This window comes from Tepidiforma flava (assembly GCF_027594505.1).
GTDB lineage: Bacteria > Chloroflexota > Dehalococcoidia > Tepidiformales > Tepidiformaceae > Tepidiforma > Tepidiforma flava.
Genome location: NZ_CP115149.1, coordinates 1,832,555 through 1,848,642, shown reverse-complemented (window position 1 = coordinate 1,848,642; position 16,088 = coordinate 1,832,555). Strand labels below are relative to the sequence as shown.

At 71.7% G+C, this 16,088-nt stretch carries 11 protein-coding genes; 5 read left to right on the top strand and 6 right to left on the bottom strand.

From position 1 onward, the window contains the following. Positions 1-190: 190 nt before the first annotated feature. From O0235_RS10270 to O0235_RS10260, 3 genes are all read right to left on the bottom strand, one after another. Positions 191-850: a class F sortase gene (locus tag O0235_RS10270; protein WP_270055701.1), complete on the bottom strand. Its 660-nt coding sequence runs from the start codon at positions 848-850 to the stop codon at positions 191-193. 94 nt (positions 851-944) lie between these two features. Next, positions 945-1,628 (bottom strand): class F sortase, encoded by a 684-nt coding sequence (locus tag O0235_RS10265; protein ID WP_270055700.1) that lies wholly within the window; start codon positions 1,626-1,628, stop codon positions 945-947. Positions 1,629-1,692: 64 nt separating this feature from the next. Then, entirely contained in the window at positions 1,693-2,346 is a 654-nt protein-coding gene (locus O0235_RS10260) for a hypothetical protein (protein WP_270055699.1), read from the bottom strand. Between the two features lie 100 nt (positions 2,347-2,446). On the opposite strand from O0235_RS10260, the gene O0235_RS10255 reads away from it, so the two are divergent. Both O0235_RS10255 and O0235_RS10250 read left to right on the top strand, forming a co-directional pair. Further along, positions 2,447-3,697 carry a helix-turn-helix domain-containing protein gene (locus O0235_RS10255; protein WP_270055698.1) on the top strand — a complete coding sequence of 417 codons (1,251 nt, stop codon included), beginning with the start codon at positions 2,447-2,449 and terminating at the stop codon, positions 3,695-3,697. Between the two features lie 293 nt (positions 3,698-3,990). Further along, entirely contained in the window at positions 3,991-4,929 is a 939-nt protein-coding gene (locus O0235_RS10250; protein WP_270055697.1) for a CAP domain-containing protein, read from the top strand. A 19-nt stretch (positions 4,930-4,948) separates the two neighbouring features. Here O0235_RS10250 and O0235_RS10245 read toward each other — a convergent pair whose 3' ends face one another. The 3 genes from O0235_RS10245 to O0235_RS10235 form a co-directional block, all read right to left on the bottom strand. Next, the gene (locus O0235_RS10245; RefSeq protein ID WP_270055696.1) at positions 4,949-5,698 is read right to left on the bottom strand and encodes a hypothetical protein; all 750 of its coding nucleotides are present in this window, start codon (positions 5,696-5,698) and stop codon (positions 4,949-4,951) included. Between the two features lie 64 nt (positions 5,699-5,762). Continuing rightward, a complete protein-coding gene (locus O0235_RS10240; protein ID WP_270055695.1) occupies positions 5,763-9,656 on the bottom strand; it encodes a lamin tail domain-containing protein in 3,894 nt (1,297 codons plus the stop codon). Positions 9,657-9,885: 229 nt separating this feature from the next. After that, a complete protein-coding gene (locus O0235_RS10235) occupies positions 9,886-10,860 on the bottom strand; it encodes a hypothetical protein (protein ID WP_270055694.1) in 975 nt (324 codons plus the stop codon). A gap of 271 nt (positions 10,861-11,131) precedes the next feature. On the opposite strand from O0235_RS10235, the gene O0235_RS10230 reads away from it, so the two are divergent. The 3 genes from O0235_RS10230 (at position 11,132) to leuD (ending at position 16,009) form a co-directional block, all read left to right on the top strand. After that, on the top strand, positions 11,132-13,912 hold the full coding sequence (locus O0235_RS10230) for a DUF2325 domain-containing protein (RefSeq protein ID WP_270055693.1): 2,781 nt from the start codon (positions 11,132-11,134) through the stop codon (positions 13,910-13,912). Between the two features lie 79 nt (positions 13,913-13,991). Next, positions 13,992-15,398 carry a 3-isopropylmalate dehydratase large subunit gene (gene leuC, locus O0235_RS10225; RefSeq protein ID WP_270055692.1) on the top strand — a complete coding sequence of 469 codons (1,407 nt, stop codon included), beginning with the start codon at positions 13,992-13,994 and terminating at the stop codon, positions 15,396-15,398. Between the two features lie 2 nt (positions 15,399-15,400). After that, on the top strand, positions 15,401-16,009 hold the full coding sequence (leuD, locus tag O0235_RS10220; protein WP_270055691.1) for a 3-isopropylmalate dehydratase small subunit: 609 nt from the start codon (positions 15,401-15,403) through the stop codon (positions 16,007-16,009). Positions 16,010-16,088: the final 79 nt, after the last annotated feature.

The window sequence follows — 16,088 nt, the reverse complement described above, 5'->3', positions numbered from 1 at the left end:
GCTGGACCTCCGGGAGCGGCTGCTCGGTACGGAGGTCATGGTAGGAAGGGCGCGGGGGTTCCCTTGATGGGCAAAGGCCCGATGGCGGGGAGGGGGCATGCCGCGTTCCCGGCGGTGAAAACCCTGATCCGGGGCGGCGGCGCGCCGGGGAGGGAGCGCGGGACTCCCGGAGGGGTTCGTGAGGGCGCGGCTACTCCCAGATGCGCTTCGCGACGACGACGTCGCGGCTGAGGTACTCGAGGCCGGTGGCGTCGAGTTCGCCGCCGCAGGTGATCAGAGTGATCCACTCGTCGTAGTCGGCCTTCTCGGGCGCCTCGATGATTTCGCCCATGGGGATGGTGTCGCGGTGGTAGCGCTTGTTCGAGAAGACCTCGTACTTGTAGGTGGTGCCGTCCTCCATCACGACGAGGACGATGTCGCCCGGCTGGCTCTTCGCGAGGTTGACGAAGGGCGCGGGTTTCGAGTGGTAGTAGACATGGGCGGAGAAGATTGCATTGCCGCCCCAGCCGGGCCGGTCGTAGATGGAATACCAGCCGACGGCGGTGTTCTCGGCCTTCGGGGTTTCGAGGGTGTTGGTCGAATCGACGCCGAGCTCTTCGATGGGGGCATCGACGCCGAAGCGGGGAATCTGGAGGCGGGCGACCTTGCCGGCGAAGGGGGTGGGGGTAGCGGTCGGGGTGGGCCGCGGCGTGGGCGTGGAGGTCGCCGCGAGCGTGGGCTCGGCGGAGGGCGACGGCGCGGCCGGCGCGGTGTCATCGCTGGCGCCGCTGGAGCTGCAGGCGGCGCCGACGACGAGGAGGGCGAGTCCGAGCAGGAAGACGGCAACGGCAGCGTTGCGGGCAAGCTTCACGGAGCGCTCCGGGATGGGCGGGGTTGCACGGGATACCGTATCGCAGGCGAGCGAAACGGGCTCGGCTGAGGAAACGCGCGGTTAGGGGGAGGAGTTACTGGACCCGGCGGGCGACGACGACGTCGCGGTCGAGGTATTCGCCGAGGCCGTTGGGCTGGGTGGCGACGAAGCGGCCGCCGCAGGTGATGAGGGTGATCCACTCTTCATCCTTCGGGCGGGCGCGGCCGCCGACGACGCCGGAGATGAGGTCGCCCATGGGGATGGAGTTGACGTCGTAGCGCTGGAAGTAGAAGACCTCGTAGACGTAGGCGGGGCCGTCGGCCATCTGGATGGTGATGCGGTCGCCGGGTTTGGCTTTGTAGAGGTTGACGAAGGGGCCGGGCTTGAAGTTGTAGTTGACGTGGGCGGCGAAGACGGCGTTCCCGCCGAAGCCGGGCTTGTCGTAGATGTAGTACCAGCCGACGTTGTTGACGCCGTCGTGCGGGGTATCGAGCTGGTTGTTGGGGAGGATGCCGATCTCTTCGATGGCGTGGTCGATGCCGAGGGATGGGGCGATCATGCGGGCGAGTTTGCCGTCGAAGGGGGTCGGGGTTGGCGTCGGGGAGGGGACCGCGGTGGGGCTGGCGGTTGGGGTCGGCGTCTCGGTGGGGCGGATGTCGAAGCCGACGACGGCGGGGGGAGCGGCCGGCGCCTCGGCGGGGGCGTAGTACCAGCCGACGGCGAGGAGGCTGACGCCAGCGACGAAGGTGAAGATGGCGAGGTAGGGCAGGATGCGCATGCGGCCGTACGGGGGCGCTATCGGCCCCTTTCGCTATGGTATACGACGGGCTGAGAAGGGCGGGTTAGTCCCCCGCCGGGCGCTTTCGGCGGAGGCGCAGCGCGGCGAGGCCGGCCGCGGCAGCGATGGCGGCGGCGGGGATGAGGAGCCACGGCCAGAAGGCGCCATCGGCGGGGGGCTGCGGCTGCTGCGATGGGCCGGCGGCGCTCCCGCCCGGGCCGCCGGGCTGGAGGCTGCCCGGCGGGGTCACGTCGTCGGTGGGCGGGGTGCCGGTGCGGAGCGGCGGAGGGGTCGGGGTCGCGGCACCGCCGGGCGGGGTCGGGGTGCTGGTGGGGAGGGGGATGGTGGTCGGCGAGCCGAGGCTCAGGTCGAGGCGGATGGGGCCGGGCTCCCAGGGGACGGACTGGAGGGCGGGGCGGCCGTCGATCGTGAAGGTGATGACGGCATCGCTGCGGCCGCAGCCGGGGCGCTGGGATTCGTGGAGGACGGTCACCACGTAGGCGGTGGCGGGGCCGTCGCGGAAGGCGGGGCGCTCGCCGGGAGCGGCCTGGGTGCAGTCGACCGGGCCGATGAAGGCGCGCACTTCGGTGCCTGTTGGCGCTGGCTGGCCGTCGATGGTGACGGAGCCGTAGACGGTCGCGGGGATTTGCGGCTGGGCCGCGGCGGCTGCGCTGCCGAGCGCGGCGAGCGCCGCTGCGGCGAGATGGACGGCACGCACAGGGGGATGGTACCGGCCGGGCCGGCGGCGACCAACCGGCGCGATTCGCCCGTTTGACAGTTGTCGCGTACTTTATGTTTCCCCCAGGGGAGGCACCGGAATGGCACGCATCGGGGATACGCTGCGGGAGGCGCGGGAGCGCCGGGGATTGAGCATCGAGCAGGCGGCGCAGGAGACGCGGATTTCGCCGCGCTTCCTGGAGGCGCTCGAGGCCGAGGAGTTCGATGTGCTGCCGGCGCCGGTGTACGTCCGGGGCTTCCTCCGGTCGTACGCGAACTATCTGAAGCTGGACCCGCAGCCGCTGCTCGACCAGCTCGTGGGCGGGGAGGTCGGCGGGCCGGCGGCGCCGCCGGCGGGGTACGTGGGCGGGCCGCGGGCGGCCGGGACGTCGCGGGCACCGCGCGAGCGCTCGGACCCGTTTCGGCGGCCGGGCGCGGGGGCGGCCGGGGGCGCGGGGGCGGCCGGCGGCGGATGGACCACGCCGGCCGAGGAGGCCGACGGCTGGGCGCCCGAGCCGCCGGGGCCGGCGGAGACGGTCCCCGGACGGGCGCCGATCGAGCCGCCCTCCTATTACGAGGAGGCGAACCCGGACCCGTACGGGTACGAGCGCGGGCCGGCACCGTACCGGCGGGCGGCCGGGGGCGTGCTGTTCGAACGGCCGGAGCGGCCGGGACAGGGCGGGGCGCCGCGCGGCATGCTGATCGCGCTGGCGGCGGGGTTCGTGTTCGTCGCGGCACTGGCGGCGGCGGTGCTGGTGCGGTCGGGCGGCGACGGCGGCAGCGGCACACCGGGCGCGCCCGGCGGAGAGCCGACGCGGGCGCTGACGCCGGCGGCGGTGGTGCCGGTGGGTTCGCCGACGCCGCGGCCGACAGGCGCCACGGAGACACCAGCGGGAACGCCCGGCGCGAGCCCGACGGCGGAGGGGACGGGAACGCCGGGCGCGACCGGAACGCCGGGGACGGCGACGCCGACGCCGCGGCCGGGTGCGACGCCGACGCCCACGGCAGGGGCGGCGCCGACGGCGACGCCGGTGCCGCCGACGGCCACGCCGACACCGTTCGTGCCGACGCCGACGCCGGTCCCGCTGCCGCCCATTCCTCTCGGGTTCGAGGAATGCGCCCCTGGCGAGACGGGGCCGGACTGCGGGAGCGGGCCAGTGCGGGTGGTTTGCGTGCCCCCATTCCCGGGTGACCCCGCCCAACGAGGTATCTACACCGGCTGGTTCGTCGACCTGCCGCCGTATTACCCCATTCAGCCCGGGTGGCGCGAAACGACCGTCTACCCCGGGTCGGGTTCGACATTGGCCAGCGCGATCCTCGCCGCGGGACGGATGGGCTGCGTCGGGAACTAAGACTTCAGCGTGGCAGGCGGTTGGGCAGCGCGGGTGTGAGTGAACGGGCAGTAGCGGGCGGGCGCNAGCGCGGGTGTGAGTGAACGGGCAGTAGCGGGCGGGCGCGCCGGGTAACGGCGCGGACACCCTTAGGGGTCGGGAGAATCCCTTAGGGGACGGGCGGGTGACAGCGTCCCAAGGCGTCACCGGGATGCCCTCTGCGTGTCCATGCGGTCCACCGGGGGGAGGGTCGAACCCCGATTTGAGACCCGGCGGGCAACCGCCGCAGGCATGGGTCTCCAGCGGGGTTCCCGATGGCAGGATTCGAGCTGGCCCGCCCGCGCGCGGTGGGCGTACGGGTTCGGGAGTGGCGGCCGGGGCGGTTCGCGCCGCTGTACGCGGCGGCGCTGCTGGCGGGCGCGGGGCTGGGCATCGGCTTCAACGTCATCGCGGGCGATGCCGAGCGGGCGGCGACGCGGCCGCTCGAGCTTGCGCCTGCGTGGAGCCCGGCCGATGGGGTGCTGGCGCCGCCGGTGGTGTTCGAAGCGCCGGCCGCGATTCCGGTGGAGCCGGCGGCGGGTTCGGCGGCCGACCCGGGCCCGGGAGCGCTGCCGCTGGAGTTCGAGCTGGCGCTGGGCCACTTCGGGGCGTGGGCGCGGGCATCGGAAGCGCCGCAGGCCGCGGCTGGCGGCGCGGATTCGGCCCCGGCAGCCCCTTCGGCCCCCGCGGCGCCCGCGCGGCCAGTCCCGCAGGCGGCGCCGGCACAGCCGCCGGCGCAGGCCGCCGCGCCGGCCGCGCCTGCTGCCCCGGCGAAGCCGAACTTCTACGTGCCGGCGGTGCCGGGCGGGCCGGCGACTGCGCTCGAGCTGCAGCTGTTCGAGCTGATCAACGCGGAGCGGGCGAAGGCGGGGCTGGCGCCGTACGTGCTCGACGCAGGGCTGACGAAGATCGCGCGGACGCGGTCGCAGCAGCTCATCGACCAGGGGTATTTCGGGCACGTGGACCCGTACGGGTATTCGATGTACGTGGAGCTGCTGGCGTATTTCGGCTACCGGAGCTACGCGTGGGCGGGCGAGAACCTGGCGATGAACAACTACCCGGCCGAGCAGGCGGCGGCGGTGGCGCTGGAGGGGCTGATGAACAGCCCGACGCACCGGGCGAACCTGCTGGCGGGGGACTTCAGCCGCATCGGCATCGGCGAAATCACTGACGCGCAGGGGCGGCACTACTTCACGATGATTTTCCTCGGCTGAGGCCGCCCGCGGGCCGCGGCTATTCGAGGCCGCCGGGCGGGGGCAGGTCGTCAGTATCGGACTGGCGGTTGCGGGCGAGGATGTAGCCCGCGCCGCCGCCGATGGCGGCGATGGCGCCGAGGACGAGGACGATGACGCCCCAGACGGGGAAACCGCCGCCATCGCCGCCGCTGCTGTTCTGCTGGCCGGGTGTGGCGCTGGTGACGCCGCCGCCGGTGACCGGGGAGCCGGCGCCGGGCGAGCCGGCGGGGATGGTGGCGACGGCGCCGCCCTGGCCGGGCGTGCCGTTGGCGCCGGGCGTGGACTGGCCGGGAGCGGGGGTGGCGTTTGGCTCAGGCGTGCGGGTGGGCGTGGGGGTGAAGGTGGGGATGGGCGCCGGGGTGGCGCTGCCGAAGGTGACATCCAGCTGGACGGGGCCGGCCTGCCAGCGGGCGACCTGGGGCGCGAAGCGGTCCCCGATCTTGATGCGGACCTCAGCGCCGGCGCGGCCGCAGCCGCGGATTTGGGAATCGGCGACGACGTCGACGACGTAGACGGTGACGCGGGCGGGGCCGTCGCCGGTGTACTCGGTCTTGCCGTCTTTGCCGCAGAGGGTATCGCCGATGTAGGCCTCGACGGGGAGGCCTTCGGGCACGGGGCCGGCCGAATCCGTCACCGACCCGAAGATGGTCGAGGGCGGGTCGAACTGGGCGGCGGCGGGCTGGACAGCGATGGCGGCGAAAGCGCCGGCAACGATGGCGGCGAGGAGCGCGCCCCGGGAGAAGCTCATGGTCACATCCTGGGAAGGGACTGACGGCCGCCACCGAGGGTACGGCAGGCGGCCGACAGGGTCATCAGCGGGGGAGGGTCAACGTAAACGGCTCGTTGACGTAGATCCAGACGGGGCGGCCGCCGCCGAGCTCGGTAAGGGTGTTGACCGCGCCGGGGGCACCGGGGATGTAGCGGAGCCACTCCTGGTTCGCAGCGTCCCAGGCGTAGATGACGGCGACTTTGGCGGCGTTGTCGCCGAGGGCGCTTTCGACGGCGACCACGCCCTGGCCGGTCGGCACGAGGTTCCACCCGGCGGCCAGGGGCACATCGAGCTCTTCGCCCCACGGGATGATGACGTCGACGACGAGTTCGCCTTCGGGGTCGGGCGGGAGAGGCGAGGGGATGAAGGGCTCCACGATTTGGCCGGTGCTGCAGAACGCGGTGGCGAGCGGAATGTCGTCCCAGGTGAGGGCGACGTAGTCGCCGGGGCCGAGGATGCGGTCGCCGGTGTTGCCGATCCAGCCGCGGGAGGAGGCGCCGGGACCGCCGAAGAAGGTCTTGCTCTGGCCGGGCTCGAGGATGCCGGAGAGGTCGAGGTGCTCGGCGATGCCGACCTGGCCGCCGGGGCTCTTGAGGCCGAAGCCGGCGAGGTTGACGGTGGAGCTGCCGCGGTTGGTGACGGTGATGGACTCCTGCCCGGTGCAGCTGAAGGCGGTGATGGTGACGTCACCGGGGATGGGCGCCGGCATGGCCGGGAACGTGACCATCACGTTCGTCGGCTTCATGAGCGAGTTGGTGACTTTGATCCAGGCCTGGCATTCGTCGTCCTCGAGGACGGGCTTCGCGATGTCGGTATTGATCGGGTTGCCGCGGGCGTCGCGGGTGTCGAATGTCGTCGCGGTGGCGAAGCGGCGGGTGCCGTTGATATCGACGGGGCGGTCGGCGGCTTCGAGGATGATGCCGGAGCCGGCATCGATGTCGAACCGGATGGGGATGCCGAGGACGTTGTTGAAGTTGGCGGCGTCGCAGAAGCCGTCGCGGTCCTTGAGGTGGGCGACGACGTACTTGAACTGGGGCGATTCGCCGTTGACGACGGTGACGCGCTTGTAGCCGGCCCAGCGCCAGGTGGTCTCGCCGATGTTGGAGGCGATGGCGGGGTGCTTGCCGCGGGTGGTGGGCTCAGGGTACTCGGCGACGGCGAAGTAGCGGCTGCGGCCGACGACCTGCTCCGGCTCGCAGTGGGGGTTGCCAGTGATGCGGTTCGCGGGGCATTCCTCGAAGGTGAGGTTGAAGTCGCCGTAGGTGGCGATGGTGGCCTGGCCCTGCCCGTCGGAGGGCTGGGAGTACATGCGGGGCTTCGCGAGGGAGCCGAGGACGGTCGGCACCTTCGTGTGGGGGTTCACGTTGGGGGAGAAGTCGGTCGGGTCATCCGGGACGAAGAAGCCGGAGGAGCCGTTCGTGACGCGCGGGTTGTAGGAGTTTCGGACGGGCTCGTTCTGCATCATGAAGGTGACGATGGCGGCAGGCATCTCGGGCGGGTCGGTGCGGAAGTCGGGGTCACCGCGGAGCCGCGACCAGTCGTCGGGGAGGACCCAGCGGTCGGCCGGGACGGTGCGGCCGTCAGGCTTGGTCTCGGCGGGGCGGCCGGAGGGGTTGGAGCCGACGAAGTAGCCGCGGAGGTTGGCAGTGACGCCGCCGAGGGTGGAGACGAACTGGTCGGGGGTGGCGTCGACGGTGATGTCTTCGAAGACGAGGTAGTAGATGACGTAGGCGATCTTGGTCCACGGGCGCCCGTCGATGAAGACTTCGATGTCGACCTCGCCGGGGACTTCGCTTTCGTAGCGGATGGTGGCGGAGCAGTTTGCGCCGAAGTCGGTGGATGCTGAGCCGGGGCCGTCGATGGTGATGCCGGGGGCCGGCAGGAAGGTGCCGGGCTGGCCGGAAGGGCGGGTGAAGCGGACCGTCTGGCCGGCGCAGGAGACGTTGGAAGCAAAGGCGTAGGTGATGGTCACGATCTGACCGGCCCAGGCGACGCGGATATCCTTCTGGCCGGGGAAGAACACGTACCGGATGGTGACGTGTTCGGTGACGCTGGCGGGCGTGGTTTGGCCGGGGTAGAAGACGTCGATTTCGAGGCGGGTGGTGGCGCTCGGGCCGCAGTTGGGGGCGTTGGTGGTGGAGATGCGGATGTCGTCGGGGTTGGCGTCAGTGTCGCCGAAGGCGGGCGCGAAGGGGTCCTGGCTGCCGTCGTTCAGTTCGAACCGGCCGCCGATTGAGATGCCGGTGACGACGGTCGGCTTGAGGAGCGTGTTGGGGACCTGGAAGTAGCCGCAGCCGATGATGCGCATCTCGAGGCGGGCGCCGTCGACGAGGAGGTTCGTGGTCTGCGGCGTGCCGGAGTTGAAGGAGCCGATGACCCATTCGGTGAGGTTCGCGCTGGCGAGGAAGGTGCCGTCGGCGACGTTGAAGCGGAGGGGGAGCTCGATCGTGCCGAAGGTCACGACGCCGGAGGTGGGCGTGCCGCCGGTGGTGATTTCGGTGCGATCGATGCGGACCCAGCGGGTGATGAGGGGACTCGCGGGGCCGGGCTGGACGATGCCATTGCCGTCGCCGTCGGTGTCGAAGAAGGCCGCGGTGAGGGCGCCGCCGTTGTTCGAGTCATTGAAGTAGGCGGCGACGGCGTGCTGGCCGGGTGCGTTCGAGGTGTAGGAGAAGCAGAGGGTGCCGTTGGGCACGGAGGAGCTGATGCCGGGCTCGTTCGCGGCGGACTTGTGGAAGACGGTGATGCCGGTGACGCCGGGCACGTCGGGGCCGCCGATGGGCGTGAAGACGATGTTGGAGGCGAGGAGGGAGTCAGCGGCGACGGTGCCGATGAGGCAGATGTAGTGCGTGGCGCCGATGACCATCGGGGAGGAGAGGGGGCGCGGCGGGGTGCGCCCATCGAGGGTCACGTGGCGCAGTTCGACGACGCGCTTGATTTCGACGAGGCGATTGGCGGGGAGCTGGAGGCTGGCCGGCTGGTCGTCGGCGTCTTTGTCGATGGTGACGACAGGGTTGCCGATATCGGCGCGGTTGTAGACGGCGTGGAAGTTGAACTGGACCTGGATGTTCGAGGAGTTGTTGGGCGCATCGATGCCGGCGCACCACTCGGGCCCGACCTGGCGGACGTAGGCGACAGTCGGCGTGGCGCCGGCGAAGGAGACGATCGAGAAGTCGGTGGTGGCAACGGCGTTGAGCGGGTCGGGCGGGTCCGTGAGCCCGTTGGGGATGAGCGGGCTGTTGACGCCGGAGACGGGGTTGGAGGAGGCGCCGGTGAGGAAGGTGCTGTCCCAGCCGGTGGTGCACACCTCGGCGGGGCCGCCGACGATGCCGTCGCCGATCTTGTCGAGGGTGACGGTGACGATGGCGATGTCGGGGAGGACGATGGGGTTCGGGACCGAGGCGGTGCCCTCCCAGTGCCAGGCGATGGAGAGGGTCTGGTAGCCGGGCGGTGCGTAGGCGACGACGCAGTAGACATCGTCGGAGGTATCGGCCGGGGTGCCGCCGTCGTAGTAGTCGGCGCCGGCCGCGGGGCCGACCGCGCCGTAGGCGTAGGTGCCGCTCGTTGGGACGGGGACGTTGACGGCGGGCGGGTCGGCGGGGTTGATGGGATTGGCGGCGGTGATGACGAAGCCGAGGGTGCCGATCGCGGCCGCGGTCACGCCGGGGACGTTGACATCGAGGCAGTAGCCGTTGCGGGTCTGGGCGTTGGCCGGGAGGCCGTGGGAGTTGGTGCCGGCGAGGAGCTTCGGCGGCTGGAAGACGGGGGCCGGGCTGCTCGACGTGTCGAAGGAGGAGAGAGGGTCCCACGCGGGGCCGGAGGGGTCGTAGGCGGCGCGCGCCGGGGTTTCGGACAAGCGGAGCTGGCCGACCGAGACGACGGCTGCGAGGAGGGCGAGGGCGGCAAAAACGAAAAACCGCCGTAAGGAACGCACCATGAAGTCCCCCTGGGACTCGTGGGCGCACCCCGCCGGCGCCGAGGGATTGGGCGGCAGCGGCACCGGCGTCTCGACCCACCGGTGGCTGCCGTGAGCTTGAAAAGTTATGGCCGAAGGCCGGCGTTAGCGTCAAGCCTCCGTCCGTAAAATCTGAACGTCCGAAGGGGGAAATAGTTACCCCGGGTGCGCCGGCCAACTGGCGCACCCGGGGTGCCTCCTGACCGAAGGCTCACACCAGGGGGCGGGACCGGCGGCGGGCGAGGAGGAGGAGTCCGCTGCCGGAGAGGAGGAGCAGGGAACCCGCGGCGAGGAGCGCCGGGAGCGGGGAGGGCGCGGCTGCCGCCGGGCTGTTGCCCGCGGCCGGCGGGAGCAGGCCGGGGCCGGGCTGGCGGACGCCGGCGACTTCGCTGAAGGGCGGCTCGGCGGGGGCGGGGACGGCATCGCCGATGATGCCGCTGCCCGCGCCGGGCACGATGGTATCGACCGGGATGATGACTTCGAGGCCCGCCGGGAGGTCGGGGCAGGGGACGATGGTGAAGCGGACGGTGACCGTGCTGGCGCCGAGGGTGACGGCGGCGACCGCGCCGGCCGGCTGGCTGACGGCGTAGAAGGCGCCGGGTGCGCAGGCGAGGGCGGTATCGGCGCCGAGCACCTGGCGGACGGCGTAGGCGCCGGCGGGCAGGCCTTCGGCGACGGCCGCGCCGAGCGGCGCGTCGCCGCTGGTGCTGGTCTGGAGCTCGGCAACGACCGCGCCCGCGGGGTCGATGACCTGGTAGCGCCAGGTGCGGGCGGCCGCATCGGGGCCGGCATCCAGGAGGGTTTCGACGCGGATGGCGCCGGCGGAGGCCGCGAAGGTGACGTTCGCGGACGCGAGGACCTGGCCGGCGAACGAGACCGAGAGGGTCGCGGTGCCGGGGGTGTCGCGGCGGACGAAGACGGTGCCTTCGGCGACGTTGGCGGCGACGGGAGTGGGCGCGAGCACGCCGACGAGGGTGCCGCCCTGCACGTCGTAGATGAAGCCCGGAAGCGCGGCGACCTGGCCCTCGACACGGACCGTGACGGCAGCCTGCTGGCCGGGCTGGACCGGCGCGGGAGCGACCGCGGAGACGGTGTATGGAACCTGGGCGGCGGCCGGCAGGGCGGCGAAGGCAGCGAACGCGGCCGCTGCGGCAGCGAGGAGAGCGACGATGCGGCGGGGCGTCATGGCGAACTTCCCTGCGGGCTGGCGGGCGGGACCGGGCTCGCTCCCCAACGAACCCGGGGGCTCCCGTGGGCCACCCGTTCGAACCGTGCTGTCCACCGCTCGACCACTTCAGTGAACGCATCGTGAAGATACCGCAGCGTGTCAAGGCGGGGCCATTAGAGCGGCGTTAGAAGTCCACCGTTCGGCCACCGGATGTGGCCCTGGCGGCAACCGGGCGAGGCGGGCGGGTGATACGCGGGGCCTGCTTTCGGCGTGCTAGAGTTGCGGCGCGATGATCAGGGTGCGGGCGGATGAGAACCGGCTGGTGGCGGAGGCTGCGAGCGCGGCCGACCGTGTCGTGCTGCGCTACTTTCCCGGGGCGCGGTGGCTGCCGCCGCGCCGGAGTTTTTCGCTGCCGCGGCAGATGGCGACGTACCGGCTGCTGGACCACCTGTTCGGGCCGGAGGGCTGGCAGCCGTCGGCTGACCTCGCGGAGGAGGTGGCGGCCGCGCGGGCGCTGCAGCAGGACCCGCCGATGGGGGAAGCTCACCTCGAAGTGCTGGAGCAGGAGTTCTCGGTGCAGTGTTCGTTCGCGGACCGGGAGCTGGTGAAGCGGGTGCCGGGATACCGGTGGATGCCGCAAGAGAAGCGCTGGCGGCTGCCGCGGGTGCCGGAGACGCTGCGGATTCTCGAGGATGGCTTCGGCGAGCTGCTGGTGCTGCCCGACGGCGGGGAGGTGCAACGGTGGCGGGAAGCGGAGGAGGCGCGCATCGCGGAGGAGCGCCGCCGGGCGGTGGCGCAGGACGCGGCGGAGGCGCAGAAGGCCGCAGAGACGGTGCGCGAGGAAGCAGCGACCGGCGACGCGGCGCCGACGGCGGACGGGGAAGGGACGGGGACTGCCGCGGCGGCTGACGCGCCGGCGGCGGCCGGGGGCCGCGTCCCGGCGGGATTCGAGGGACTGTATGAGCGGCTGGACCGGCTGGCCGCGGCGCTCGAGCGGCTCGTGGAGACCCTGCAGACCGGCGAATCGCGGGTCCGGGAGGTGACGTCCACGCCGGGAGGTGCGGACCAGACGGAAGAACCGGCGGCGCCGGACGGGGCCGCCTCGGTCTTCGACTGGGAATCGGAGCTGGAACGGCTGCGGAGCGAGCACGACGACGCGGCGCGGCAGGCGCTCGAGGCCCGGCTGGAGCGGGCGCGGGACGGCGAGCAGGCCGCCCTGCAGATGCTGCTGGGATACTGGTTCTTCCATAACCGGCGCTGGGCCGAGGCGCTGACGTGGTTCCGGCGGGCGCTGGCCGGCGACGCCGGGGCTGACGCAGACCTCGCGGCGGAAGCGGAGCGCGGGCTGAAGGCCGCGGGGTGGAAGGAGTTCGAGGCCGCGCTCGGGCTGAAGGGCGACCGGTTCGCCGATGCGTACGCGGCGCTCTGGCAGGAGGTCACCAACCGCGGCAGCGGCATCGCCGAGGACCGGTGGGAAGCCGGGAGGGAAGCGATCGCCGGGCTCGCGGAGGACCGGGAGATTGCGCGGCGGGAGCCGAGCCTCCACGGGCTGGTCCGGCTGGCGCAGTTCCTCGGGGCGATGCGGCGCGGGCAGCAGGTTTCCGAGCAGCGGCTGAGCGAGTTCGTGCGCGACGAGGCGGTCGCGGCGGACACGCGGGTGCTCGGGCTCGTGCTGCTCGCGAGCGTCCTGTACGAGGGCGAGGCAGTGGCGGACTGGGCGAGCGCATGGCCGAAGAAGACGACCGTCGCGGGAGATTTTTCGTGGGCGGCGCAGCTGGCCGTGGAGTTGCTGAAGGCTGCCGAGGAGCGCCACCCGGAGGTGGTGCCGGTCGGGGCGGTGTCGGCGCTGGCGATCGTTGCGCGCGGGCCGCGGGAGTGGGCATCGCGCGAGGTGCGCCGGCAGCTGCTGCGGCTCATCGGGAGCGAGGAACGGCTGCGGCGGTATGCCGAGTTCCTCGCCGCGTACCGGCTGGCGGCTGAGGGCGACGGAAAGGGGCTGGTGAAGGACTTCAAGGGGTATTTCGAGTACCTGAAGCAGGTGCGGCTGGACGACAGCTGGGAGCACCTGTCGGAGGTGCTGGCGCAGGACAGCGGCTACGTGACGGACGCGGTGATCGACGAGGTGCTGCCGGCTGCGCTGGAGGCGCGGGGCATCGGCAATGTGCAGAACCTGCTGGACGCGGCGGAGTTCGCGGCGGCGACGCAGCGGGGGGACAACACGCTGAACCGGATCGCGGACGGGGTGGAGGACGGGACGATCGCGGGGGCGGACGCGCTGGACGGTGAGCAGCGGCTCAAGCTGTTCCGGCTGGCGCTGGATGCTGCGCGGAAGAAGACGCACGACCAGGACGCGGAGCAGGCGTTCGTGCGGCTGGTGCGGGAGCTGCTGCGGCAGGGGAAGGACGACGAGGTGCCGAACCTCTGCGAGGAGTTCTCATCCCGGGAGGTGTTCGCCTCACTCCGCGAACGGGCGCTGCTGGCGGGGCTGGAGTGGGCGCTGGAGCGGGCGCTTCCGGTGGAGGGGCTCGTCCAGCGCGCCATCGAAGGCTTTCGCAAAGAATCGAGCCGCGTCGAGGATTTCCGGCTCATCGCGGCTTCATTTCCGGAGCTGCGCGACGCGGGCGGCGAGGAGCTCAAGCGACTGCTCGGTGAGCCCGTCGGCGTGCCGACGGACCCTGAACGGCTGCGGGGAAAGTCCGTGCTCATCGTGGGCGGTCATCCCAGTCTTCAGACCAAAGCCCAGCCGGAGCTGGAAGCTTTTGGCCTGAAGGTGGACTGGCTGGACCCGGAGTCGGCGAAGCAGGGCGGGCGCGCTGTGGACCGTGCTTCGGGTTCGGTCGACCTCGTGGTCGTGAACACGGGATACATCGGGCACGCCGCTTCGGGGCGAGTGACGAAGGCCGCGGACTCTGCCGGGAACCGGGTGGTGGCCCGGGCGTTTGCAGGTCCGAAGATGCTGATAGAGACGATCCGCCTGTGCCTCCTCAGCGAGGCGACGAGTGCCGGCGCCCTCCCGGCGCCGGGCAGTCCTCCGCGACCGGGCACCGGCGGCCGGGGCGTGCGGCGCTGAGCTCCGGCCGGTAGCCGCGGGGCTGGTACACTTTTCGGCACAACCCGCCAAGAACGAGACCGACCGCGGCAGGAGCCCTGTGAGCACACCGAAGACCATCATCCAGAAGATCTGGGAGCAGCACGTCGTGGCGAGCGAGCCGGGGAAGCCCGACCTGCTCTTCATCGACCTCCATCTCGTGCACGAAGTGACGTCGCCGCAGGCGTTCGAAGGGCTGCGGCTGGCCGGCCGGCGGGTGCGGCACCCGGAGCTGACGCTGGCGACGGTCGACCACAACGTGCCGACCATCGACCGGGACAAGCCGTGGTCGGACCCGCTTTCGGTGCAGCAGGTGGAGGCGCTGCGGAAGAACTGCGAGGAGTTCGGCATCCCGCTGTTTGGGGTGGGGGACATCCGGCAGGGGATCGTGCACGTGATCGGGCCGGAGCAGGGGCTGACGCAGCCGGGGATGACGATCGTCTGCGGGGACAGCCACACCTCGACGCACGGGGCGTTCGGCGCGCTCGCCTTCGGCATCGGCACGAGCGAGGTGGAGCACGTGCTCGCGACGCAGACGCTGCCGCAGGCGAAGCCGAAGACGATGTCGGTGGAGGTGACCGGCGAGCTGCACCCGGGTGTGACGGCGAAGGACGTGATCCTCGGGATCATCGCCAAGATCGGCGTCTCGGGCGGCGTCGGGCACGTCATCGAATACCGGGGCGAGGTCATCCGGAACCTTTCGATGGAAGGGCGGATGACCATTTGCAACATGTCGATCGAAGGCGGGGCGCGGGCCGGGCTGATCGCGCCCGATGACACGACGTTTGCCTACATGGAAGGGCGGCGGTTCGCGCCGAAGGGGGCTGACTGGGAGCGGGCGCTGGACTACTGGCGGTCGCTGCCGACCGACGAAGGGGCAGAATTCGACACGTACGTGACGCTCGACGGTGCGGAGATCGTGCCGACGGTGACGTGGGGGACGACGCCGGCGCAGAGCGTGCCGGTGACGGGCCGGGTGCCGGACCCCTCGGAGGCCCCGACGCCGCAGGCGCGGGAGCTGGCGGAGCGCGCGCTGCACTACATGGGGCTGGAGCCGGGCACGCCGATCCAGGAGATCCGGCTGGACCGGGTGTTCATCGGGTCGTGCACGAACAGCCGGATCGAAGACCTGCGGGCTGCGGCGGAGGTGGTGCGGGGCCGGAAGGTCGCGCCGCACGTGCGGGCGATGGTGGTGCCGGGCTCCGGGCTGGTGAAGCACCAGGCGGAGGAGGAGGGGCTCGACCGCATCTTCAAAGAGGCGGGGTTCGAGTGGCGGGAGGCCGGCTGCTCGATGTGCCTCGGGATGAACCCGGACATCCTGATGCCGGGCGAGCGCTGCGCGAGCACCTCGAACCGGAACTTCGAGGGCCGGCAGGGCCGCGGGGGCCGGACGCACCTCGTGAGCCCGCAGATGGCGGCCGCGGCGGCGATCGCAGGGCATTTCGTCGACATCCGGGAGTGGAAGTAGCGATGAAGAAGTTCGAGACGGTGCGCGGGCGGGTCATCCCGCTGAACCGGGCCGATGTGGACACGGACCAGATCATTTCGAAGGAGTTCCTGAAGCGGATCGAGCGGACGGGATTCGGGCCGTACGCGTTCGACGAATGGCGGAAGGACCCGGAGTTCGTACTGAACCGGCCGGTCTACCAGGGCGCGCCGATCATGGTGACGGGGCCGAACTTCGGCTGCGGGTCATCGCGCGAGCACGCGGTCTGGGCGCTGGACGACATGGGGCTGCGGGTGATCATCGCGCCGTCGTTCGCGGACATCTTCCGGAACAACTCGTCGAAGGTGGGGCTCTTGACGATCACGCTGCCGCAGGAGGACTGCGACTGGCTGGTGGCGCGGGCGGAGGAGCTGCCGGAGGCGGAGCTGGTGGTCGACCTGGAATCGCAGACGGTGGCGACGGCGGACGGGACGTGGGTCCGGCGGTTCGAGATTGACCCGTTCGTGAAGTATTGCCTGCTGAACGGGCTGGACGATATCGGGCTGACGCTGCAGCTGGAGGACCGGATTGCGGCGTATGAACAGGCCCGGCCGGCGTGGCTGCCGAAGACGGAGGCGCTGCTGGCGGGTTAGGCCGGCGGGCCGAGCCGGCGCTCGATGATAGCGGCGGCGCGGGCGGCAGCGGGAAGCGGCGGGGCGAGCGACAGGGCCT